A 21861-nucleotide genomic window follows, 5' to 3' on the forward strand; every position below is an offset into this window, starting at 1 on the left:
CTTTTAAATGATCACTTTATGAATAACACGAAATCACAAAATACTTGCACGGCGAAAAAAAAACTAAAGAAAGATCCTAATGCCCCCTTTATTCGCGAAAAACTTGAGCTACCGAATGGGCACAATAAACTTCTTCTTCACTCTTGTTGTGCGCCTTGTTCTGGGGAAGTAATGGAAGCCATTCTTGCTTCAGGCATTGAATTTACGATTTATTTCTACAATCCCAATATTCATCCACTCAAAGAATACCTAATCCGTAAAGAAGAAAATATTCGTTTTGCCAAAAAATTTGGAATTCCATTTATTGATGCGGATTACGACCGCCAAAATTGGTTCGATCGAGCGAAAGGGATGGAGTGGGAACCTGAGCGCGGTATTCGTTGCACCATGTGTTTTGATATGCGTTTTGAAAAAGCGGCTGAATATGCTCACCAGCACGGTTTTCCTGTCTTCACCAGTTGTCTTGGCATTTCACGTTGGAAAGATATGAACCAAATTAACGGTTGCGGCCACCGAGCAGCAGAAAAATATGATGATGTCATTTATTGGGATTATAACTGGCGTAAAGAAGGCGGTTCGCAGCGAATGATCGAAATCAGCAAGCGTGAACGTTTTTATCAACAAGAATATTGTGGCTGTGTCTATTCCTTACGCGATAGCAATAAATGGCGTGAAGAAACAGGACGTCAAAAAATTGAAATCGGAAAACTTTATTATTCACCGGATTAAAATACGCGAAAAAATGACCGCACTTTCTCCAAATACCGACTAGCCTGTAAATATTTTTACTGAAAAATAAACGAAGGAAAAAATGGAAGAGAACCAACTAGAAAAATTACCGGCATTTGTCGTTAATATACTCAAATATGTCTTAAGTACTGCGCTTATTGCACTGTCTATCGTTTTGATTATTGCCTTAGCCAAAATCACCTATTCTCTTGCTTTAATGGTGATAAATCCTTCCACTGTTGTGCCCTATGCACTAGCGGAACAGGCTGTTATGTTTTTCTTGTATTTTGGTTTCATCGGCTTAATTGTTCAGTATTTTAAAAGCGGCTATCATTTTCCATTACGTTATTTTATTTATGCCGGTATAACGGCGATGCTCCGACTAATTATTGTGAGCCATGAAAATGCCGTAGATACACTTCTATTTGCCGGTGCAATTTTGATTATGGTACTTGCACTCTGTTTAGTGCTTTATTCCAATAAATTAAGGAATTTCTAGAGCTGAAATACACAGTGTTTATTAGTGCTTCTTGAATTTAACAAGATGATCAAATACGAAAAAAGCAAGGTGATTTACCTTGCTTTAGATAATCACAACAAAACCCATGATCCAACTAATTGATTATATTAAATAATTTCTGAACATCAGTTTAATTGTGTTACTAAACGTGTTACTAAAATCAAAAGTCATCATTAAATTATTTTATCGTCCGCCAAATTCAACATAATCCAACATATTCCCGCATTATTTTGTTTTCAGCCCAAATAACGGGGCTTTTGCCAAAAAATGAAAAATAGCCCTTTTTAGGGGCTATTCTGCGGGATTTTATGCACTAATGCAACCTTTGATTAAGTAGCCGGCTGACTTGCCAACAAGGTGCGGTTTGTGAATATCCGTACAGCGGATGATTTGAACCTTTCCGCCTTTTTCCGGATAAGTATCCACAAATAGCCCGCCTTTGCGTCTTACAGTGTAGCCATAAGACGGGTCAAAAATGCTGCCGTCTTTGCCTTTTGCTTTGGTGGATACATAAGCAAGAATTATGCAATCCGTCCAAATTGGTTTTAATTCTCCCTCTATTTCTTGCATAGACGCACCAATTTTTACTTGTTCAACATCAATTAGCTCGGCAAATACAGCCGGTGTAAGAATGCCGGTGCGGGTGTATTTGATACGCTCTAATAGAGTTTCATTTTTCTTTAATACGGCCCAAACATCAGCGGAAATGACGCAAACGTTAGGCTTTCGCCCAATGGTGGAATAAATCGCATTAATACCGGAATCAATCACCTCTAACGGATTTGATTTTGCATTGCTGAATTTTGCGTTGCCGGATAAGGTGATTTTGTTCTGCTCGATATAATTGGCTTCATCTTGCGCAAGTTTTGCTGTTTCGACCTCCCGCCCTAGGGTGATCAAATCTTGCACCACTGAAAGCGCATATTTTTTCAATGGATAACTGGCGTCATTGTCTTCTCGGTAGTCAATCGGGTATTCAATATCGTGTTCTTCAAGCTCGACATTGATTGCGCTGACATCTTCCGGGGTCAATCGGTTACTGTCGCCCAATACTTGGCGAACGGTGGATTGTTGACGGAAAGCCAAGCGCCCAAATTGTGGGATTTTGCCCGCTTCTTTCTCAATTTCCACCACAGGGAAAAGGCTTTCGCATACCATTTCGGCATTATGATAGCCTTGCGCCAATTCGGTTAAAATAGGGTCTTGAATTCGTTTTTCTGTTAAGCTCATTTATTGCTCCTTAGTTTATTTATGAATAAGGTTAAACGCTGTTTTATAATCAATGTGGTGTTCTTTCATACATTGGCGGATTTGTTGGTCAAGTGCGATAACATCCGCCGGGGTATTTTCGGCATACTCCACTAAATCATTAGATTGCCCGCTTACCGCACGTTCTTTTGTGGCAAATTCCCCAAATTGAATGATTTGAGGTTGAAGGCTTAAAAACTCCCGCACTTTTTGCGCAAGGCTTTCCCCTTCGTTGAAATTAATCACGCCCGCTTGGTCACATTCCTCCGCATAGTTCAAGATTTCTACGGCTTTTTCTCGTACAACCGGAGCAAGTCTGCCGGAATCAATTAAACTCTCGGTAAACTCTAACGTGTCTTTCTGTGCAGATTCCGCTTTTAGCCGCGCAATTTCCGCTTTAAGTGCGGTGATTTCGTCATCTTCAATATTAACCGCAAAATTTACAACTCCGCTTTCATTGTCGGTAAATTCAGGATTACGCAAGCCTTTCACCGCCGGAGGCATTGCCCCTAAAAATCCCACGTGGCGTAAATACAAATAGCCGGGCTTTGGATTGTGTGGGCTGTCTGCAAGATAGAATGAGGCGGATACTTTTTTAAATCGCCCGGTTTCCACCATTTCGGCAAAATTCGGATCAATCTGGGCTAATTCGGCTTTTAAGGTATCGCCCTCAAGGTTCAGCCCTTTTACCCACGCATAGGCGGGCGCATTGTCTTTCGGGTGTCCAATCACTGCCGGGGCTTCGTGTAGTTCGGGATTGTAAGCAGTTACGGCTTGCACTAAATCGTTTAATTTAATTTCTATCATTTGCCCGCTGGCGTCCGGTCGTTTTCCGGCTTTAAAAATTTCTATTGGTTTCATTTTTTCTTTCCTCTTTGCATTTTTTGCTCTAATGCTTTTGATAAAATCTGGTAAATCCATTGCTCGGATAATCCGAACATATGCGCTAATTCTTTTACGTTTTTCCCATTGTATCGTTCTACAATAAGCTGATTTCTCGCATTTGTAAGGACTCTATGACCTCTTGGAACATAGATAACAAGCCCGCCTATTTCTTCGTAAAGTAGTGAAATAATTCTTGTGCTTAGTGCTTCCCCTTCTAACTTTTCTTTCGTTGCTGTGGTAACTGCCTTATGCACACTTTTTGTAAATGCGCTTAAGTCATCTTTCGCCCTTTTGCTTGCCATAGTTTTCCTTTTGGTTGTGATTCAATAACGGAAATTTTAAAGCGGTTTATTCAATTCTCTTATTAAACTACTTTAAAGAATTAAGAGAGAAAAAAACGTTGTTGAAAATGTTGTAAGAAAAGTTTTGAAAATTTTTTTCACTTTTTCACTTAATAGACTAAAGCCTTGTGGCGTAAGGCTTTAACTTGTTTTGTCTAGGAAAAATAAAATCACTTTTTCAAGTGATAATTTATAAAACACGGCCTTTTTATACAGAAAAAGAGCGGTTGCCCGCTCTGTTTTTGTTGGTTATCCTTCCCACTGCCTTATTGATAAATCCCGATTTTTCCAATAAACATTCGTTGTCGGGTGTCCGTAGTGCATTTTGTCCTCATAGGGGATTTTTTCCCCTAGTATTTTGAAGGCGTCGGCGATTGAATTATTAAAGCTAAAGCGATTTATTGGCGTTAATCCATTACATTCGCAAAAATACAAATAGGCGGAATAAATACTATCTGGTCTGCCGGTTCTGTCACCGTAGGGAATAAATCCGCCCTGAGCTTTGCCCACTCTTAGGGCTTTTTCGGTGCGGTGCTCTCTGATTTCAAAATGCCCTAGGAAGTCAATTAAATGATTGGCTTCCCGTTTAATATTTTTCCCTTCGTCCAATTCCTTATAATCTTCTAAAATGCCTCTCGCTTTATCCGGTTCCGGAAAAAGGGCGAGAAGTTTATTCACTATGCCGTAAACTTCTGCTTGTACTTTTTCAGCAAAATGCACGTCTTTTTTCTCTTTTGGAATAGGGCGTTCAAAAGGAATAATAATCCGTCTGCGCCCTATTCCGCCGTTTCGGTCGATAAAATTGAGTGGGTAGTTTGTCACCAACATAAAAACCGGTGTGAGCTTAGTGGAAAAATCGCCCACATAATTAATTTTAACGGTGATACTATCCCCGCCGGTAATAGCTTTCAATTCGTCCGCACTGCCTTTATAGGGCTTTTGGTCGGGTGAAATAGCCAGGCTTTTCCCGATTAGCATTGCCCGCTTTTTGTCAATTTCCAATTCTTGCAAGCTGATGTAAGCCGTATTGCTTCCCCCGTTAATGATTGAGGCAATTTGACTGAATACGGACTTACCTGCCCCCGCTACGCCTGTCGCCTCTAAAAATAGCCCCCATTCGTGCCTGTTGGTCAGCACCATATAAAGCCCGGCTAAAATGGCGTTCTTTTTGTTGATGTTGCCATTGGTGACAAATTCTATCCAGTCGTCAAAGTGCGGTGTATTTTCGCTCTGAATATTACATGAAAATTTTTCAACTCCACGTAAATAATGACTGATACTATGCGCTAAAAATTCACCTGTTTTCTTGTTTATTACGCCATTTTCAAAACCGATAAAATCAGAACTTTGGGCGGGAATTTCGTCCGCTTTCAAGACAATCAAATCCGCAATAGATTTTAAATGCCGTGCGGTATAATCTCCGCCAAATTCGTCATAAAAATCCATCACTTTGCGCTGTAAATGGTGGTCTTGCATTGGCTCCCAATATAAGCCGTTATATTCTAGCGGTTTGCCCTCGTTAATATCCCGTCTTAGGGGTTTATCAATCCAATCTAAAAAGGCTTCAGCGATTTCTTTTTGTGTTGGCTTCTCGCTTAAAAAATCAATCATCACGGCTTTTTTATTCTGCTTTTCCGCCAACATATCCGCCACGCTGTCGCCCGCCTGTTCCCGGGTGCGTTTGAGCCAGTCGGATAAATCCCCGTTTTCTTGCAATGCGCCCAAACTGTCGCATAAGGTGAGCTGTTGAACTTGGGTATTTTTCGCTAAATTTGCCACCACCGCCGGCAGTTCTTCAGAATGTGAGAATTTTCCAAATTGACAAAGACGGACGGAAGTGCGGTCATTTTCGGCAATATTTAAACCGTTGATTTCCGCTAATTGGGGCGGACCAATAATCACGGGCGGTTGTTTAGGGTCGGTTTTTATCGCTTGCGCCAGTAAATTCCATTCTAGCCCCTTACCTTTATCCCACGCATTCCACGCATCGGAACCAATCAAAACAATTAATTCCGCGCCGTCTTGTGCCTGATCCGCCAAATAAGGGGCGTTTTTGCGTTTAGTTTTCATTGTTGCCCTCTTTGCAATTCACAAATAGCACTTACTGTTGTTTCCGTATATTGGGCGATTTCTAACATTTTGATTTGAGTTGTTAAACCGAAAGCGAATCCATAAAGTTCCACGCCGGGCAGTAGTTCTTGTGTTGCATCTAAAGATAACCCAAAATCCTCTAATGATTTAGCAAATACTCTTAAGGCAATAATGCCGTCAGAAATATGTGCACTGCTTTGTTTCTTCAAATTTTGCATTTCTGCTAAATCATTGCGGTGGTTGTCGATGTATTCATCTATGGCTTGGTGTAGGGTATCAAGCATAAACCACCTCCGAAAAAGTGCGGTCATTTTTAAGATTGATTTTGCCGGCAAGGACAAGCACAAATTCACGGGCTAAAACAGCACGGGCTTGTAATTCGCTGTCGGCATTAATGCGGATTTTTTGAATATGATTGGTTAAGTCGGTGCGACGTATTGCCGCAAAAATGAATTGATACATTTGCGTAACTCCAGTGAATCGTTTTTCAAGAGTTACCGCTTTAAGTTTCGAGGCTTTTTGGCGGTAACGTGTAACGGGCTCGAAAACTGCGATCACTGGAACACAGCAAAGGGCGAAACCTTTCCCGCTACACGCTACCATAGATAGACGCGCTAGGCGTTCTTTAGGTGTGTGTAAACCACGCATAAAAAAACACGCTTTCGGCGTGCTATGCGCCAGTGATAGATAGTTCGAGTTTCGAGGCTCGGCGGTCGTTTTCTGCGACTGCGTAGGAATAATGCCAAAATTGACCGCACTTTGTAAAGCCTTTTTGGCAAAAAAAGAAAATATTTTGTTAGAATGTGAATCAGTCATTGTTTTGCTCGCTTGGCTAAATGATGATAAGGGGCTTTTTGGTGTTGGCGCACTGAAAAGCCCCACCTGTTTTTGTGTCTTCATTGGTTGATACTCGCTAAATAACGTTGGACTTCTGTCGCTTTGTAAAGCGTGGTTGCGCCAAATTTCGTTTTCTTGATTTTTCCCTCTCGGGCTAATCGGTCTAATTTGCTTCTTGATACGCCAAAAAGCTCGCCCATTTCGCGCACGGTGTAATGCTTGTCGTTGGTTTGTGTGTTCATTTCTTCTCTCCTCTCGGTTAGATTAAATTAACGTGGTGCAATATGCGCCAATTAGCCTAATCTGTCGCTAACGTGCTGTCAATAGTCGCTAAAATGCACGAATTTCCCATTTTTAGTGGTTTTTCCCACTTAATTCGGACTTTAATCGCAAAAAGTGAGAAATGCGTTTAAATGGCTTAAAAAAACTTAAAATTCGTTAAATTTCGTTAAACTGGTTGAGAACGTGTTTTTTTGAGGGTTAAAAAGTGACTATTTTCACCCTATTTCACGTCACTTTTTTTTAAACTTAGAAATTCTTTAAATTTCCTTAAACGGCATTTAAACGCCATTTTAATTTTTGAAATTCAAAATTCTTTAAATTTTTGAAGTCTTGAAAGAAACTAACTTTTACGAAAAAAAATTCTGATTGCTTATTTTTTAGGCAAGCTGCCAATAATATTTTTTACATTTATCACCATATCTTTACATCAGCTCCCAAAATCCCACTTTAAACGGAACAAAACCCCTTTTTTCCATTTCCCACTTAAATCGGGATTTTTTTCACTTAATCACTTTTCTTTCTCATTTTTATCACTTCTTTATTTTTCTTTTTATTTCAATATTTTAAAAAGAAAAAATAATAGATAAGTGATAAAGTGAAAAAAAATCTCAAAACTTTTAAAACGAAAATAGAGAAAGGAAAACTGCGGACGAAAAAATAGGGCGATTGTTCGCCCTGTGGTGTGATGATGATTGGTGATTATTTGAATAAATCCGTGTCTTGTGCACATTGTTCGACATAGTCGCCCCAATCTTGCATAATTTTCTTTCGTTGCTTCATATAGGTGGCGTGGTTGTAGGATTGGCTGACATTGCTCCCTGTTCGATGAGCTAAACAGGCTTCGGCGTGTTCATAAATCACATTCGTGTCGGCTAAATGCGTACGGGCCAACCCTCTTAAACCGTGGGCGGTCTGCTTTCCGGCATATCCTAGGCGTTTAATTGCCATATTTGCGCTTGAAGAGTTCATTGGCTCGTGGTTGTTGCCCCGTTTCGGGAATATATACTTAAAACGCCCGGTAATCGGCTCTAGTTCCTCTAATATCTTAATGGCTTGGCTTGATAATGGAATAATATGCACTTCACGGGCTTTCATTCTCTCTGCCGGTATTGTCCATAATTTCTTGGCTAAATCAATTTCCGACCATTGTGCCCCGCTCGCTTCATTCGGGCGGGTCATTGTGAGCATTTGGAATTGAACAAGAAAGCGGGTTTGCGGTTGTATTTTGGCATTTGCTAACGCATCCATAAATGCCGGTAATTCTTCGCTATTTATGTGCGGATTATTCTCTTTTTTGTGCTGTTTAAGGGTTTTATTCATCTTCAAGCAAGGATTAAACGGAATAAGCCCGCCATTCACGGCAAAATTTAATATTTCGTTGATATAGCCCGCTAGGCGGTTTGCCATATCAGTCTTATTACGCTGTTCAACCCTTTGTAATGGAATAAGGGCAAGTGTGGGGACTATTTCGGCTATTGGGTATGATCCAATAAAAGGGAATATATGAAGGCGTAAACTACTCCAATATTTCGCAAGGGTCTTATCAGCTATCTCGCCCTGTTTCTTTGCCCGCCATTTTTCCGCAACGGCTAAAAATGTATTGGCTTCAGCAAGCTCTTGTTCACGCTCTAGGCGTGCTTTATGCGTTTGTGGGTCTATCCCTTGTGCAAGTAAAGCCCGCCATTCTTCTCGCTGTTGCCGTGCCTGTGCAATGGTGATTTCAGGGTAGTTGCCTATGGTGAAATTTGTTCTTTTTTTGGTGGTGGGGTGATAGTAATTAAAGATCCACGTTTTCGCCCCTGTGGTTTTAACACGTAGGCTCAATCCTTGCCCATCTACAAGGTTATATTCTTTCTCTTTCGGTCTTGCCCTTTCAACCTCTGTATTAGTTAAAGGCTTGGTAACACGTGCCATAAAATCCCCTTTTAGTAACAAGATTTCGTGTTACTTTATCATAATGTTACTAAACGTGTTACTAAAAATTACGGTCAACATAACTCAGAATGAATCAAAATAAACGATAAAATGCCCTGAAATGCTTTATTTTAAACGAAAAAAAAGCAAGGTGATTTACCTTGCTTTATTGATTTGGTGGAGATAATCGGGATCGAACCGACGACCTCTTGAATGCCATTCAAGCGCTCTCCCAACTGAGCTATATCCCCAAAAGATGGCGGTATCTTAAATTTTACCGCTATCGCTGTCAATATGAAATTGTCTCGAAAAAATCAGACGATTAAATATTAAGCATTTTGAGCTTGAATAAAATCAATCGCACGTTGAATCCGAGCAAGCACACGTTCACGACCAATTCCCACTAAAGTCACATCCATTGAGGGTGACTGTCCGGAACCTGTCACAGCCACACGTAACGGCATTCCTACTTTCCCCATTCCCACTTCAAGCTCCGCAGCACTTTGTTCAATCGCTTCATGGGTAGAATGTAAATCCCAAGTAGAAAGTGCGGTCAATTTTTCTTTTACTTTTTCTAGTGCTTCAACGGCCCCCGATTTGAAATGTTTTTTCGCTGCAGCTTCATCAAAAGTCTCAAACTCTTCAAAGAAATAACGACTGGCAAGTGCCATTTCCCGTAGCGTTTTACAACGATCAGCTAACATTTTGACAATTTCCGCTAAAGCAGGCCCATTGGTTGTATCAATGCCGAGATCCCGATATTGCCATTCGAGATGTTTTGCGACATATTCCGGTGCTAATTCACGAATATAATGATGGTTTAACCACAAAAGTTTATCAGTATTGAATGCACTGGCAGACTTACTCACATGATCCAATTCAAAATATTTGATCATCTCTTCGCGACTAAAAATCTCTTGATCGCCATGTCCCCAACCTAAACGCACAAGATAGTTGACTAACGCTTCCGGTAAATACCCTTCATCACGATATTGCATCACACTGACTGCACCATGACGTTTAGAAAGTTTTTGACCGTCATCACCGTTGATCATAGAAACGTGGGCATACACCGGAATCGGTGCCCCAAGGGCTTTTAAGATATTAATTTGACGTGGCGTATTATTAATATGATCTTCACCACGCACAACATGAGTAATGCCCATATCCCAATCATCCACCACCACACAGAAATTGTAGGTCGGAGAACCATCAGTTCGGCGAATAATTAAGTCATCTAATTCGCTGTTGCTGATTTCAATACGCCCACGCACTGCATCATCAAATATAACCGCCCCTTCTGTTGGATTTTTAAAACGTACAACATGAGGCTCATCAGGTGAATGACCGTGATCATGCAAACAATGACGATCATAACGCGGTTTTTCTTTATTTTGTTCTTGCGTATGACGCAACTCTTCCAAACGTTCTTTAGAACAATAACAACGATAAGCCAAGCCTTGTTCAAGCATTTCATCAATCACTTGATTATAACGATCAAAACGTTTGGTTTGATAATAAGGACCATGTTCCCAAGTAAGGTTAAGCCATTCCATTCCTTCCAAAATCGCCGCGGTTGCTTCCGGTGTTGAACGCTCTAAATCCGTATCTTCAATGCGTAATACAAATTCACCTTGGTTATGTTTTGCAAATAGCCAAGAATAAAGTGCGGTACGCGCACCGCCTACGTGCAAATAGCCCGTCGGGCTTGGAGCAAAACGTGTGCGTACTTTTACATTTGGATCTAAATCAAAAGGGGCATCTAATTTCATTTTCTAACCTATATTCAATAAAAAATTAGTCGCTATTCTACTACGACTAGACACAGTTCTGAATAAAAAAGCTATTTTTATGTTTATTTTTACGACAATTAAGTTAAATTTTATAAAAAATGATTGACTGAAAATGCATTATCCCTATAATGCCAAGCCACAACGTTAAGGGCGATTAGCTCAGTTGGGAGAGCACCTCCCTTACAAGGAGGGGGTCACTGGTTCGAGACCGGTATCGCCCACCACTTTTTCCAAAGTATCTTAATGTTGTAGAGTTTGACCAAGCGGGCGATTAGCTCAGTTGGGAGAGCACCTCCCTTACAAGGAGGGGGTCACTGGTTCGAGACCGGTATCGCCCACCACTTAATTCAATTTAAGTATCTTCTCCGCTCAAACTTCCCTTTTATTTAAACGCTATCTTAAGTGGGCGATTAGCTCAGTTGGGAGAGCACCTCCCTTACAAGGAGGGGGTCACTGGTTCGAGACCGGTATCGCCCACCACTTAATCAAGTGTTTAAATAAACCGAAATATAAGGCACAAGTCTTAATATTATCGGGCGATTAGCTCAGTTGGGAGAGCACCTCCCTTACAAGGAGGGGGTCACTGGTTCGAGACCGGTATCGCCCACCAATTCTCACTATTCAAATGCCTTTTCTCGTTTTTGCTTTTTCTGACAAGATAAAAAGCGACCATAAGTTTTCATTTATGATCGCGCTATACAAAGTATTAATTAAATCGGATCTAACCCCAATACTTTCCGTCCATTAATACTTGCAATATCCACCATTGCGTCCAAATGTGGAAAACGACAACCCGCCGCAAGTAAACTTAATTCCTGCCATAAATCACCTTCACAAAGTGGCACCATATAATCACAAATATTATCCGTTCCCAGCGCCACAGTAATCCCTTCAGGGATCATTTCATCTGCAGGGGTTAAGGCATTATGAAATGGCATCAAATCTTCTTTACGATTACTATCAATCCACGCCATTGGACAGGCGATCATCATCATTTTTGCCTTACGCATTTTTTCGTAAAGTTTATAGCGATATTCTTTTGAATGAGAGCCGATTGAAATGCCGTGAATCCCCACAACCCGTCCTTCCATTCCATGTTCGATGGTTTTATCGCAAAGTTGTTCCGTTTCTTTTTCACTTGGATTATTGAATTGATCCACATGCACATGACACATAATACCGAGCGATTTGGCTTTATCGAGTAAAATATCCATCGCTTCAAGACCCCGCCCATAATCCAATTCATCACGATAAGGAAGACCGCCAATCATATCCACCATTTCCGAACCAATGTCAAACCATTTCCGTGCCGTCGGTTCAATCACGCCTTTTAAGGTTTGATTCGCAAATTTAAGAATAATATCGTGTTTATACACTTCACGGGCTTTATGAGCAGCGATAATCGCACGATCCTCACAAATCGGGTCAATATCAACAAAAGTACCGAATGCCGTCACCCCTTGCGAAATCATTAATTCAATGGATTGGCAGAAACGTGCATAATAGTCATCCACACTAGAGGTTCGTTTTACCTCATCGACCAAATCCCATTTTTGTTGCAAATTACTGCTGTGATAAATCCCGATTTTCTCCGGTGTCATCGTAAAGGCGCGGTCTGCGTGAGCGTGAGCATTGACCCAGCCCCCTTTTTTAATGATTTCATCACGGATATAAGTTTTAAAACTACGAACATGGCTTTTCATACAAACTCCATAAAAAGAATGAGGATAAAAAGACGAGAAGCGTATTAATTGAAAGGCACGACAAACGTGGCGAGAAGCATTGTAATAATGTTATGAAAAACTCACGGATTTTCATTAATAACATCTTTTCAGTCTTAAACTGGGGCGCAAGTATAAAGGGTAAAATATCAAAAAGCTATTCATTATTTCTCAAAAAATGAATTTTCCCGTTTAAACATTTCCAAGAACAAACCTAACGGTGGGCGTTCGGAAGACAGCTCTTGATAAGTGCGGTCAAATTTTTTGTAATTTCCTTTACGATCAATGTGATATTGCGTGCCATCGGGCTGAACCAAGACATTCCAACGATAATTAGATACTAGCACCCAATCATCACCATTACGCTCAAACAAATTATGACCTTGTGAATAATCATTGAAAGGATTCTCAACATTAAACACATTTTTCATCAATGCAGGGAGCAAATCTGTATGGCTTGTCAACCCTTTTTCACTCCCCACCGGTAAATCCTTCCAATAAATCAACAACGGCACTTGAACTTCATCTCGACCAAAATAATTGAACCGATCTTTTTCACTCATTTCATTAAACGTCCAACCATGCTCAGCGGTGATAATGACCATCGTATTATCTAACGGTGTCTTCGTTAATACACTTTCAAGTTGCTGATCGATTTGTACTAAAGCGCTTTCATAGTCCATTTGATTTTTAGCTTTCAGTTCAAGATCAAGGTAAGCAAACCAAGCTTCATTCGTTTTTCTCGCCGTAATAAATTCGTTGAAATTTTTGACCGCACTTTCATTACCCAATTTACCTTGAGGTAATTTCATTCCCCGGAATAATGCTTGGCGGAAAAGACTCTCTTTAAAATGAGTTGCGGAGAACAAACCAAATTGATATTTCTCCGCACGTAATTTTTCAATCAACACTGATGGCGTATGATTACTTAAAATGCTGTCCATATAAGTGGCGTTTAATCCATAGAACAGCCCAACCAATCCCGCATTATTCGTATTACCACTACTATAATGATTGATAAATTGGGTCGAACTGGTGGCAAACTCCGCCAATTTGGGCATTTTTTCATTAGAAATCGCATCATAACGCAAACCTGAGATCGTAATGAATAAAATATTCGGTTTCGATACCATTGATGCAAAACTGAGCGTATTTTTAGGATAACCAATTTTCAACGCATCTAAGCGCCCTTCCTGATCTAATTTTTGTGTATATTGTTCCCCATCCAGCCAGCCGTGTCTCTCTAAGAACGAACGGGCGGTCATTGGATAAGAAAGAGGGAAGTTTGAACGTTGCATCGTGATAGGGCGATACAAATACGCATCTGCCCAGGCATAAATAAGATGGGTTGCAATAAAGGTTAAAGTGAAGAAAATCCCCACCGTTTTTAACCATTTTTGGCGTTCCAAACTACGAAGTTTTTCCCAGCTCCAACGGGAAAACAGCATTTGCACCAAGAGAATAATCGGCATTGGTGCAAAGAAAATTTGCCAATCACGAGACATTTCACCATTTTCCGGATTGACTAATAGTTTCCATACCACCGACGACAAATGTAAATTAAATCGGTGGAATACTTCCGTATCAAAGAGCAATAATGTTGTACAGATAGTGGATAGAATTACGGTTAAGCCGCGAAAAGTGCGGTGATTTTTCACAATAAAACTTAGCGGAAAAATCACTAACAAATAAATGGCAAAAACACTAAAGCTGAAATGCCCAAACAAGCTGACAAAAAAGTAAAGTTTTCCGCCAAGTGTATCGGGCCAATCAATCAGGAAAGCATAACGTGCCCCCACAAGAATTGCGATAATAATATTAAAAAAGGCAAACCAATGTCCCCACGAAATTTTTTGTGAGGTCTCATCACGGTATTGTTTTCCACTAAATGTGCCTTTTTTAAACCACATCATATTTTAGTGCGTTTTTACTGCGTGAATTAAAGAATGGGAGAAAGCTTGCGCCAAGGCTTCACGCTGAGTTTGCGGTACACTGCTGGTAAGTAAATTACTGACCATGTTACCTAATGCGATTAGAGATAAATCAACCGGTGCTTTATGCTTTTCTAATACGGCAATCATATCATTGACAATGGCGCTTAATTGCGCATCAGAATACTTAGAATGTTGAGCCATTTCGTTAAAAAATAAATAAAGAAAAAAGTTGCTCTATCATACCTGATTATTTATGAGATCCTAAACAATTTCTTTTTTCTTGCTGAAAAAGTGCGGTTATAATTTGCCTTGTTTTTTAAAAGAGGGAATGAGAATGAGCATTACTGTAAATCAAATTGTACTGCACCAATTAGTCAAACAAATTGACGATGAAAATCCAAAAATGGAAAGCATTCTACGTGATGAATTGCTGATGGTTACACCTGAAGCGGAACAAATGATGTTACAGCTCCACCAAGGTTATCAAAATAAAGCCAAAGCGTTTGGGATATTCCAAGAAAATTCGGTATTTGCACAACATTTGAACCGTTTACTGGAACAGGAAATCGAATTTTTAGGCTTTAGCCAATATGCAACGAAACTCTTAGCCGATGAATTAAGCAAATATAATTTTGCTGACAGCGGTACGCTGATTTTGTGCCAATATAATTTCTTAGCTACCGATTACTTATTTATTGCATTGTTGGATAGCCGTCACAGCATGTTGGTCGATGAACATTTAGACATTCGCCGAACAGAATATCTCGACATCACACAATTTGATATTGCAGCACGGGTGAATTTGACGGATTTACAGGTGAATGCTAATTCCAACCGCTATTTAACTTTTATTAAAGGTCGCGTAGGACGAAAAATCAGTGATTTCTTTATGGATTTTTTAGGTGCGGAAGAAGGGTTAAATCCACAACTTCAAAATCAATGCTTGTTACAAGCCGTCAGCGATTATTGCCAACAAGGCGAACTCAACAACATACAGACCCAAGCTATAAAAAAACAAGTTTTTGAGTATTGCAAAGGACAACTTGCCGGGGGGGAAGAAATTGAATTAACGGAACTTTCTGCAAACTTACCAACTCTAAACGAACAATCTTTTATTTCCTTTGCTGAAACACAAGATTACGGGTTGGAAGAAAATATCCCACCCGTGCGTTCCACATTAAAATCACTCACAAAATTTTCCGGTTCCGGTAAAGGTGTCACATTAAGTTTTGATGCGGATTTACTCAACACTCGTGTTCACTGGGATCCAATGGCTGATGAGCTCACAATTAAAGGCTTACCACCTAATTTGAAAGACCAATTACAGAAATCCCTCAAATCAGAGAATTAGTTTGGCAAGCTTATTAACTTTGGGTATTATTTGATTAAATTTGCAAAAATTAAGGTAAAGAAAATGCAATTCAAAACTCTTTTTAGCGTAGCTGTGTTGGCATTAAGCCTTTCAGCCTGTTCCACCGTTGAAAAAGTGGTTTATCGTATTGATGTGCCACAAGGCAACTATTTAGAAGCCTCTAATGTCGCACAAATCAAACAAGGAATGAACGTTCAGCAAGTCCAATACTTGCTTGGTACCCCTGTTTTAATTGATCCTTATAGCAATTCCACTTGGTATTATGTATTCTTACAACAACGAGCCTACCAATCACCGGAACAATATACTTTCAAAGTGAAATTTGACCAGCGAGGTATAGTCACTGAAACCAATCTCGACAAACCATTGCCGGAAGTGGCTTCACAAAACGAAAATAACACGATTATTGAACGTAGGGGTGACACAACTAAAAAATCTTGGTGGAAATTTTGGTAATCCCTTTGTCGCCTGCTCTGCAGGCACTTTCCTTTCCGATTTATTAAGAATAATCTCAAGAGGCTAAATAATGTCCAAGATTTTATTAGTTGATGATGATACCGAACTCACTCACTTACTTTCGGAAGTACTCTCGTTGTCGGGCTTTTGCGTAGATATTGCCAATAACGGACAAGAAGCACTTGATAAGCTCAAACAAGGCTACTCACTCGTTTTGTTAGATGTCATGATGCCTGTACTCAACGGTATTGAAACGCTCAAGCAAATCCGCCAACAATCCAATATTCCGGTCATGATGCTCACCGCTCGAGGAGAAGACATTGACAAAGTACTTGGCTTAGAACTCGGAGCCGATGACTATCTCCCTAAACCGTTTAACGATCGCGAATTAGTTGCTCGAATCAAAGCGATTTTACGCAGAAGCGAAGGTAATTATCCGGAGCCGGCTGAAAATACCGCAGCACAGAAAGAGGATGACAATTGGCTCTATTTTGATGAACTAAGGCTTCACACCGTACACCAACAGACATTCTACAAAACACAAGAGCTTTTCCTTACAGCCTCAGAATATTCCCTGCTTGAAGCACTTATTCTCTCTAAAGGCGAACCTATTACACGTGAAACACTTAGTATGCATGTATTAGGTAAACCGCTTAGCCCCTTTGACCGCTCCATTGATATGCACATGTCAAATTTACGCAAAAAATTACCGCCAAGAGAAAATCGGTTACCTTGGTTTAAAACCTTACGAGGTCGTGGATATCTCCTCATCCGAGAATAATAACAATGCAATATCAAAATAAATTTAGTCTAAATCAGCTCACTATCCGAACATTTACCATATTTTGGCTCGGCTTCTTTGCAATGATGATGCTTGTGGTGGCGCTACCCTATTTTGATAATAGTCTTTACTCTCCATTAAAGGAAAGTGAAATTACTTACTACCAAAAGAAAATTGAAGAATCAATTCGTAGCAATAAAATTAAATCACTGATGTCTGAAGTTCCTGTGCTACCCATTGATAAATCGGATAATGCACATCCTGTCCTATTCAACCCTAACACAAAAGAAATCCGCGGTGCATTTAGCGGTGAAAAAGACTACATTTATCGCTTCATTGATAATGTCAGTGAATTTTCTCACCCAATGAAAAAAACGTTTAAAGATATTCAGATTGCAGGTCCTTTTCAAATTTACTTAGATGACCTTAATGAGCCCTTTTCACTTTTGTTTATCTCTTGTATAAATCCATATCAAGAGATATTAGTATATATGATTGCTCACCCTATTATTCTTTTATTACTCACTGTCTTCATTACCAGCCCATTGTTATGGTGGTTTACCTATACTATTGTAAAACCAATCTCACATTTACAAAAAGCCGCTAATTCTATTGCACTCGGGAATTTTGAGGTTGACCCACAATTAACCAAACAAGGACCACTAGAGCTTCGCCAAGTAGGACAAAGTTTCAATCGAATGGCAAAATCGATCAATCATTTGATTTCAAATCATCAAAACTTACTTTCTTCTATTTCCCATGAACTCAAAACACCGCTTACCCGATTACAATTAGCGACAGCTCTTATTCGCCATCAAATGGGTGATAGCCTTGCGGTGAAACGAATTGAAAAAGAAATTGAACAAATGGATAAAATGATCAATGAATTATTACTCATCTCCCGTCAAAAAATGAATACACACATTGAGCGAGATGTTTTCCCTGCAGAAAATATTTGGAACAACGTGATACGGGATGCCCTCTTTGAAGCAACTCAGAAAAAAATTAAGTTTGAACAACATATCAGTTTGCCAGACGATGGTAAACAAGTCTTCCTCAACGGCAATATTAGTTTATTGCAAAGTGCGGTCGAAAATATTGTTAGAAATGCGTTGAAATATACAAAGGATAAGATCAAAATTAATATTTTTATCCAAGAAGAAGAAGAAGAAGAAGAAGAAGAAGAATTTCTCAGGATCCGCATCGATGATAACGGATCCGGTGTACATCCCGATGAATTTGAAAAAATCTTCGACCCATTTTATCGTGTTGATGAAGCCCGTACACGTGCAACCGGCGGCACCGGATTAGGTCTATCAATTGTTTTAAACACAGTTAAAGAACACCAAGGAAAAGTTTGGGCTGAAAAAAGTGAACTCGGCGGCTTAGCCGTGACGGTGGCTCTGCCACTTTGGCTAAATAAGTAGTGACTACCCTTTTTACAATATTATTATTCTGAGGTGAACACAAATGCTTACATTTAGGATCACTTTTCACTAGCACTTACAGCCTCTTTCTCAACAATAATCCCAACACGGTGGGCTTGAACGACCGCTTGAGGCTTGCTTATCTTTAATCGTAGCCATAAAATGCCAAAACGCTGTAGTAACTGGTCAGCCACCTCATAAGCGACTCTCTCAATCAATAAGAAAGGTTTTGACTGTACATAATCTAGGATAAATTGGCTCACTTCCGCATAATTTAGGCAATGTTGTACATCATCGGTTTCTGCTGCTTTTCGGCAATCCCATGCCATTTCAAGATCAAAAATCAGCTTTTGCTTAATTTGTTGCTCCCAATCATAAACGCCAATTTGAGCAAATACCGTTAGTTCTTCAATAAAAACTTTATCCATGGTTAGATTCCTTCAAAATTATTGTAGGCGTATGCTATCAAGTTTAGGTAGAATATCGAATCAATTTTATCGTTCTGAGGTAAAAAATGAGCCTATTTGCTATTCTTTATATGATTTTTGCCTATCTTTTAGGCTCAATTTCCAGTGCTATCTTAATTTGTAAAATGATGGGATTACCCGATCCTCGTCAGCATGGTTCTCATAATCCCGGGGCGACGAACGTACTTCGCATTGGAGGCGGATGGGGAGCATTGTGGGTACTGATTTTTGATATTTTAAAGGGAATGTTTCCTGTTTGGGTCGGATATTACCTTGGACTTACACAATTTGAATTAGGAATGGTGGCATTAGGTACTTGCTTAGGGCATATTTTTCCCATTTTTTTCCAATTTAGGGGAGGAAAAGGCGTTGCTACAGCATTCGGTGCGATTGCGCCAATTGCATGGGCGGTAGCCGGATCTATTTTTAGTACTTGGCTTATTATCTTCTTGGTGAGTGGTTATTCTTCTTTAAGTGCAGTGATTACCGCATTACTCGCACCTTTTTATGTATGGTGGTTTAAACCTGAATTTACTTTTCCTGTTGCATTAGTAAGCTGTTTATTAATTTATCGCCATCATGATAATATCCAACGTTTATGGCGTGGGCAAGAAGACAAAGTGTGGTCAAAATTTAAGAAAAAATAAAACCTGCTACTCAGCAGGTTTTACACTTTAAAAAATCCCTAAAAACTGACCGCACTTTTCAGTTTTTTCAATGCATTAGATTCTAGTTGTCGAATACGCTCTGCAGAAACATTATATTTTGCCGCTAAATCATGTAAGGTTGCTTTATCATCATCTAACCAGCGGGTTTTAATAATATCCTGACTACGAGCATCAAGGCTCTTCAATGCAACGCTTAACTGCTCTACAGCTTGGCTTTCAAAATTTTCATTTTCAAGTTCAGCTGCAAAATTAGAACTTTTATCTTCTAAATAAAGCGATGGTGAATAAGTTTCTGAATCACTATCATCTGCGGGTAAGTCAAAGCCCACATCTGCACCTGTCATACGTGATTCCATTTCAATCACATCTTCTTTAGATACGCCTAGTTCATTTGCGACCATATCGACTTCATTGTCATTGAACCAACCTAAGCGCTGTTTTGTTTTACGTAAATTAAAAAATAATTTACGCTGTGCCTTTGTCGTTGCCACTTTCACGATGCGCCAGTTTCGTAAGACATACTCGTGAATCTCAGCTTTAATCCAATGTACGGCAAATGAAACTAAGCGTACGCCTACTTCCGGATTAAAACGTTTAACCGCCTTCATTAAGCCAATATTGCCCTCTTGGATCAAATCCGCTTGAGGTAAACCATAGCCGGAATAACCACGTGCTACGTGAATAACAAAACGAAGATGGGACAATACTAATTTTTTAGCGGCCTCAATATCACCGTTATAATACAAACGTTCTGCTAATTCTTTTTCTTCCTCAGCAGTCAACATTGGATATTCATTTGCTGCACGAATATAGCCTTCAATACTGCCCTGAGGAACCAACATCATTTGTGTTTCTTTATCCATCTTTTCCTTCTTTTCGTTGGCATCTGCCAATTAATGCCTTTAGTTATAGCACAATAAAAGGTTTTATTGAACTAATTTGTATGGTAAGACAGGTTTTACCAATCAAAAGTTCAAATTTTTGATTAATTCTTTAATGCTTCAAGATGTAGTACTAACTCTTTCTCAATAACATTGAAAAGTAAATCAATGTTCGGATGTTTACCCGGATTCTGTCTAGCATCTTCAACGTGTTCAGCAAACCATTCTATACCTTGCTGTGCGGAAGTGCGGTCTAATTTTCCATTAAATTTCTCTGCAAGCCCATAATAGAGACGTAGCGAGCCAAGTTTACCCGGTATTGCAGGAATATGATGAACGACCTCATCTCCCTGTTTCACATTTAATCCCGATAGATGCTCAATCGTTGGAAGTCCATTCAAAATTTCGTTAAAAGTCATTTTATTGTCCTTTATATTTATAAGATTCTTCTACCTTTATGCCATTATGTTTGAGTGAGTTTTTCTAGTTAAGAAATCGCTTTTTCACTATCCACTTCACCATCTTTCCCTATAAACCGTACTTCAGGTTGTAAAAATACACCGAATTTCTCCGCGACGGTTTTACGCACATAATGAGCTAATTTCACAACATCTTTTCCCGTAGCATTCCCTTTATTAATCAAAACCAGCGCCTGCTTTTCATGAACCGCTGCCCCACCAATTTGGAAACCTTTGAGATGACATTGATCTATTAACCAACCTGCAGCTAATTTGACCGAACCATCGGCTTGTGGAAAGTGCGGTACATTTTCAGCCTGTTTTTGAATTTCAGCGAACTGTTCAGCAGTCACCACTGGGTTCTTAAAAAAACTACCGGCATTACCCAATTCATTTGGATTCGGTAACTTATTTTGACGAATCCGACAAACTTCATCAAAAATTTGTTTTGCTGTGACTGTTTTAGGATCAAAATTAACAAGTGAGCCGTATTTCAACACAGGTTGCCAATTTTTTGCAACTTTTAATCCCACCGCTGTAATAACATACCCCGTTTGATAATGATGTTTAAAAACACTTTCACGATAACCAAATGCACAATCTTCCGCACTTAAACGGCATAATTCATTGGTATTCAAATTTAGCACCTCTACATAATTGCAGAAGTCTTTAAATTCCACACCATAAGCCCCAATATTTTGAATCGGTGCGGAACCGGCACAGCCCGGGATCAAAGCAAGATTCTCTAAACCATAAATCCCTTGTTCAAGAGACCATTTCACTAAATTATGCCAATTCTCACCGGCATTAACGTGAAGATAATGGAAATCATCATCTTGCTTATAGCTAATGCCGAGCAAATGGTTAATGATTACCACTCCCTTAAAATTTTCTAAAAATAGCATATTGCTACCTTGGCCAAGAAAAAGTATCGGTAAATTTTGAGCAAGAGCTTCAGCCCAAGTTTGTTTTAGATCCTCGAGCGCTTTTACTTCAATAATCTTATGTGCCTCAACCGGAATATGAAAAGTATGAAATGGTTGTAAACTTTGCATT

Annotated in this window: 23 protein-coding genes and 5 tRNA genes; 11 read left to right on the top strand and 17 right to left on the bottom strand. The window is 39.6% G+C overall.

The genetic code is table 11. From position 1 onward, the window contains the following. The first annotated feature begins 18 nt into the window (after positions 1-18). Entirely contained in the window at positions 19-729 is a 711-nt protein-coding gene (locus tag E4T92_RS04305; protein ID WP_135093586.1) for an epoxyqueuosine reductase QueH, read from the top strand. An 82-nt stretch (positions 730-811) separates the two neighbouring features. Then, positions 812-1228 carry a phosphate-starvation-inducible protein PsiE gene (gene psiE / locus E4T92_RS04310; RefSeq protein ID WP_135093587.1) on the top strand — a complete coding sequence of 139 codons (417 nt, stop codon included), beginning with the start codon at positions 812-814 and terminating at the stop codon, positions 1226-1228. Between the two features lie 327 nt (positions 1229-1555). Here psiE and E4T92_RS04315 read toward each other — a convergent pair whose 3' ends face one another. From E4T92_RS04315 to gltX, 10 genes are all read right to left on the bottom strand, one after another. After that, positions 1556-2479 carry an inorganic pyrophosphatase gene (locus tag E4T92_RS04315; protein ID WP_135093588.1) on the bottom strand — a complete coding sequence of 308 codons (924 nt, stop codon included), beginning with the start codon at positions 2477-2479 and terminating at the stop codon, positions 1556-1558. A 15-nt stretch (positions 2480-2494) separates the two neighbouring features. Further along, on the bottom strand, positions 2495-3358 hold the full coding sequence (locus tag E4T92_RS04320; protein ID WP_135093589.1) for a peptidase: 864 nt from the start codon (positions 3356-3358) through the stop codon (positions 2495-2497). Beyond that, the gene (locus tag E4T92_RS04325; protein WP_135093590.1) at positions 3355-3684 is read right to left on the bottom strand and encodes a Mor transcription activator family protein; all 330 of its coding nucleotides are present in this window, start codon (positions 3682-3684) and stop codon (positions 3355-3357) included. The genes E4T92_RS04320 and E4T92_RS04325 overlap by 4 nt, the downstream gene beginning before the upstream one ends. Positions 3685-3972: 288 nt before the next feature. Continuing rightward, a complete protein-coding gene (locus E4T92_RS04330) occupies positions 3973-5793 on the bottom strand; it encodes a DUF5906 domain-containing protein (RefSeq protein ID WP_135093591.1) in 1821 nt (606 codons plus the stop codon). After that, complete coding sequence (locus E4T92_RS04335; protein WP_135093592.1) at positions 5790-6098, bottom strand: hypothetical protein; 309 nt, start codon at positions 6096-6098, stop codon at positions 5790-5792. The genes E4T92_RS04330 and E4T92_RS04335 overlap by 4 nt, the downstream gene beginning before the upstream one ends. After that, the gene (locus E4T92_RS04340) at positions 6091-6714 is read right to left on the bottom strand and encodes a host cell division inhibitor Icd-like protein (protein WP_228063549.1); all 624 of its coding nucleotides are present in this window, start codon (positions 6712-6714) and stop codon (positions 6091-6093) included. Before E4T92_RS04340 ends, E4T92_RS04335 begins: the two co-directional genes overlap by 8 nt. Continuing rightward, positions 6711-6893: a helix-turn-helix domain-containing protein gene (locus tag E4T92_RS04345; protein WP_077542469.1), complete on the bottom strand. Its 183-nt coding sequence runs from the start codon at positions 6891-6893 to the stop codon at positions 6711-6713. Before E4T92_RS04345 ends, E4T92_RS04340 begins: the two co-directional genes overlap by 4 nt. A gap of 739 nt (positions 6894-7632) precedes the next feature. After that, on the bottom strand, positions 7633-8847 hold the full coding sequence (locus tag E4T92_RS04350; RefSeq protein WP_135093593.1) for an integrase arm-type DNA-binding domain-containing protein: 1215 nt from the start codon (positions 8845-8847) through the stop codon (positions 7633-7635). A gap of 175 nt (positions 8848-9022) precedes the next feature. Beyond that, positions 9023-9098 (bottom strand) — tRNA-Ala (locus E4T92_RS04355). Positions 9099-9176: 78 nt separating this feature from the next. Further along, positions 9177-10619 carry a glutamate--tRNA ligase gene (gene gltX / locus E4T92_RS04360; RefSeq protein WP_135093594.1) on the bottom strand — a complete coding sequence of 481 codons (1443 nt, stop codon included), beginning with the start codon at positions 10617-10619 and terminating at the stop codon, positions 9177-9179. Positions 10620-10788: 169 nt separating this feature from the next. Between gltX and E4T92_RS04365 the strand changes: the two genes are divergently transcribed. The 4 genes from E4T92_RS04365 (at position 10789) to E4T92_RS04380 (ending at position 11250) form a co-directional block, all read left to right on the top strand. Beyond that, positions 10789-10864 (top strand) — tRNA-Val (locus E4T92_RS04365). A gap of 41 nt (positions 10865-10905) precedes the next feature. Then, a tRNA-Val gene (locus E4T92_RS04370) sits at positions 10906-10981 on the top strand. 63 nt (positions 10982-11044) lie between these two features. After that, positions 11045-11120: transfer RNA gene (locus E4T92_RS04375), tRNA-Val, on the top strand. Between the two features lie 54 nt (positions 11121-11174). After that, positions 11175-11250: transfer RNA gene (locus E4T92_RS04380), tRNA-Val, on the top strand. Between the two features lie 100 nt (positions 11251-11350). On the opposite strand, the gene E4T92_RS04385 is transcribed toward E4T92_RS04380, so the two are convergent. The 3 genes from E4T92_RS04385 to E4T92_RS04395 all read right to left on the bottom strand — a co-directional run bounded on the left by E4T92_RS04385 (position 11351) and on the right by E4T92_RS04395 (position 14496). Further along, positions 11351-12343: an amidohydrolase family protein gene (locus E4T92_RS04385; RefSeq protein ID WP_077420279.1), complete on the bottom strand. Its 993-nt coding sequence runs from the start codon at positions 12341-12343 to the stop codon at positions 11351-11353. Positions 12344-12525: 182 nt separating this feature from the next. Further along, a complete protein-coding gene (locus E4T92_RS04390; protein ID WP_135093595.1) occupies positions 12526-14274 on the bottom strand; it encodes a DUF3413 domain-containing protein in 1749 nt (582 codons plus the stop codon). A 3-nt stretch (positions 14275-14277) separates the two neighbouring features. After that, on the bottom strand, positions 14278-14496 hold the full coding sequence (locus E4T92_RS04395; protein ID WP_077542473.1) for a YejL family protein: 219 nt from the start codon (positions 14494-14496) through the stop codon (positions 14278-14280). Positions 14497-14629: 133 nt separating this feature from the next. Between E4T92_RS04395 and yejK the strand changes: the two genes are divergently transcribed. From yejK to cpxA, 4 genes are all read left to right on the top strand, one after another. After that, the gene (gene yejK, locus E4T92_RS04400) at positions 14630-15646 is read left to right on the top strand and encodes a nucleoid-associated protein YejK (RefSeq protein ID WP_135093596.1); all 1017 of its coding nucleotides are present in this window, start codon (positions 14630-14632) and stop codon (positions 15644-15646) included. 63 nt (positions 15647-15709) lie between these two features. Further along, positions 15710-16123, top strand: coding sequence for an outer membrane protein assembly factor BamE (bamE, locus tag E4T92_RS04405; RefSeq protein WP_077542475.1), 414 nt, complete (start codon positions 15710-15712; stop codon positions 16121-16123). A 70-nt stretch (positions 16124-16193) separates the two neighbouring features. After that, entirely contained in the window at positions 16194-16904 is a 711-nt protein-coding gene (locus E4T92_RS04410) for a response regulator (protein WP_135093597.1), read from the top strand. Positions 16905-16909: 5 nt separating this feature from the next. After that, positions 16910-18331: an envelope stress sensor histidine kinase CpxA gene (cpxA, locus tag E4T92_RS04415; RefSeq protein WP_135093598.1), complete on the top strand. Its 1422-nt coding sequence runs from the start codon at positions 16910-16912 to the stop codon at positions 18329-18331. A gap of 59 nt (positions 18332-18390) precedes the next feature. Here the strand turns inward: cpxA and folB are convergent, their stop codons facing one another. Then, on the bottom strand, positions 18391-18759 hold the full coding sequence (gene folB / locus E4T92_RS04420; protein WP_135093599.1) for a dihydroneopterin aldolase: 369 nt from the start codon (positions 18757-18759) through the stop codon (positions 18391-18393). Between the two features lie 86 nt (positions 18760-18845). On the opposite strand from folB, the gene plsY reads away from it, so the two are divergent. Further along, positions 18846-19445, top strand: coding sequence for a glycerol-3-phosphate 1-O-acyltransferase PlsY (gene plsY / locus E4T92_RS04425; protein WP_135093600.1), 600 nt, complete (start codon positions 18846-18848; stop codon positions 19443-19445). 38 nt (positions 19446-19483) lie between these two features. Here plsY and rpoH read toward each other — a convergent pair whose 3' ends face one another. The 3 genes from rpoH to murB all read right to left on the bottom strand — a co-directional run bounded on the left by rpoH (position 19484) and on the right by murB (position 21860). Beyond that, positions 19484-20329, bottom strand: coding sequence for an RNA polymerase sigma factor RpoH (rpoH, locus tag E4T92_RS04430; RefSeq protein WP_135093601.1), 846 nt, complete (start codon positions 20327-20329; stop codon positions 19484-19486). Positions 20330-20451: 122 nt separating this feature from the next. Next, positions 20452-20766 carry a DUF2322 family protein gene (locus tag E4T92_RS04435; RefSeq protein WP_135093602.1) on the bottom strand — a complete coding sequence of 105 codons (315 nt, stop codon included), beginning with the start codon at positions 20764-20766 and terminating at the stop codon, positions 20452-20454. 68 nt (positions 20767-20834) lie between these two features. Next, positions 20835-21860 carry a UDP-N-acetylmuramate dehydrogenase gene (gene murB / locus E4T92_RS04440; RefSeq protein ID WP_077542482.1) on the bottom strand — a complete coding sequence of 342 codons (1026 nt, stop codon included), beginning with the start codon at positions 21858-21860 and terminating at the stop codon, positions 20835-20837. Position 21861: the final 1 nt, after the last annotated feature.

The organism is Pasteurella sp. WM03, assembly GCF_004570945.1.
In the GTDB taxonomy this organism is placed as follows: domain Bacteria; phylum Pseudomonadota; class Gammaproteobacteria; order Enterobacterales; family Pasteurellaceae; genus Rodentibacter.

Bases quoted from the DNA above. Each gene is read 5' to 3' on its own strand.
- E4T92_RS04395 (WP_077542473.1), bottom strand. From the start codon at position 14,496: ATGGCTCAACATTCTAAGTATTCTGATGCGCAATTAAGCGCCATTGTC.
- E4T92_RS04410 (WP_135093597.1), top strand. From the start codon at position 16,194: ATGTCCAAGATTTTATTAGTTGATGATGATACCGAACTCACTCACTTA.
- folB (WP_135093599.1), bottom strand. From the start codon at position 18,759: ATGGATAAAGTTTTTATTGAAGAACTAACGGTATTTGCTCAAATTGGC.
- E4T92_RS04390 (WP_135093595.1), bottom strand. From the start codon at position 14,274: ATGATGTGGTTTAAAAAAGGCACATTTAGTGGAAAACAATACCGTGAT.
- E4T92_RS04325 (WP_135093590.1), bottom strand. From the start codon at position 3,684: ATGGCAAGCAAAAGGGCGAAAGATGACTTAAGCGCATTTACAAAAAGT.
- E4T92_RS04320 (WP_135093589.1), bottom strand. From the start codon at position 3,358: ATGAAACCAATAGAAATTTTTAAAGCCGGAAAACGACCGGACGCCAGC.
- cpxA (WP_135093598.1), top strand. From the start codon at position 16,910: ATGCAATATCAAAATAAATTTAGTCTAAATCAGCTCACTATCCGAACA.
- yejK (WP_135093596.1), top strand. From the start codon at position 14,630: ATGAGCATTACTGTAAATCAAATTGTACTGCACCAATTAGTCAAACAA.
- E4T92_RS04340 (WP_228063549.1), bottom strand. From the start codon at position 6,714: ATGAAGACACAAAAACAGGTGGGGCTTTTCAGTGCGCCAACACCAAAA.
- plsY (WP_135093600.1), top strand. From the start codon at position 18,846: ATGAGCCTATTTGCTATTCTTTATATGATTTTTGCCTATCTTTTAGGC.
- E4T92_RS04335 (WP_135093592.1), bottom strand. From the start codon at position 6,098: ATGCTTGATACCCTACACCAAGCCATAGATGAATACATCGACAACCAC.
- gltX (WP_135093594.1), bottom strand. From the start codon at position 10,619: ATGAAATTAGATGCCCCTTTTGATTTAGATCCAAATGTAAAAGTACGC.
- E4T92_RS04345 (WP_077542469.1), bottom strand. From the start codon at position 6,893: ATGAACACACAAACCAACGACAAGCATTACACCGTGCGCGAAATGGGC.
- murB (WP_077542482.1), bottom strand. From the start codon at position 21,860: ATGCAAAGTTTACAACCATTTCATACTTTTCATATTCCGGTTGAGGCA.
- bamE (WP_077542475.1), top strand. From the start codon at position 15,710: ATGCAATTCAAAACTCTTTTTAGCGTAGCTGTGTTGGCATTAAGCCTT.
- psiE (WP_135093587.1), top strand. From the start codon at position 812: ATGGAAGAGAACCAACTAGAAAAATTACCGGCATTTGTCGTTAATATA.
- E4T92_RS04435 (WP_135093602.1), bottom strand. From the start codon at position 20,766: ATGACTTTTAACGAAATTTTGAATGGACTTCCAACGATTGAGCATCTA.
- E4T92_RS04330 (WP_135093591.1), bottom strand. From the start codon at position 5,793: ATGAAAACTAAACGCAAAAACGCCCCTTATTTGGCGGATCAGGCACAA.
- E4T92_RS04385 (WP_077420279.1), bottom strand. From the start codon at position 12,343: ATGAAAAGCCATGTTCGTAGTTTTAAAACTTATATCCGTGATGAAATC.
- rpoH (WP_135093601.1), bottom strand. From the start codon at position 20,329: ATGGATAAAGAAACACAAATGATGTTGGTTCCTCAGGGCAGTATTGAA.
- E4T92_RS04305 (WP_135093586.1), top strand. From the start codon at position 19: ATGAATAACACGAAATCACAAAATACTTGCACGGCGAAAAAAAAACTA.
- E4T92_RS04350 (WP_135093593.1), bottom strand. From the start codon at position 8,847: ATGGCACGTGTTACCAAGCCTTTAACTAATACAGAGGTTGAAAGGGCA.
- E4T92_RS04315 (WP_135093588.1), bottom strand. From the start codon at position 2,479: ATGAGCTTAACAGAAAAACGAATTCAAGACCCTATTTTAACCGAATTG.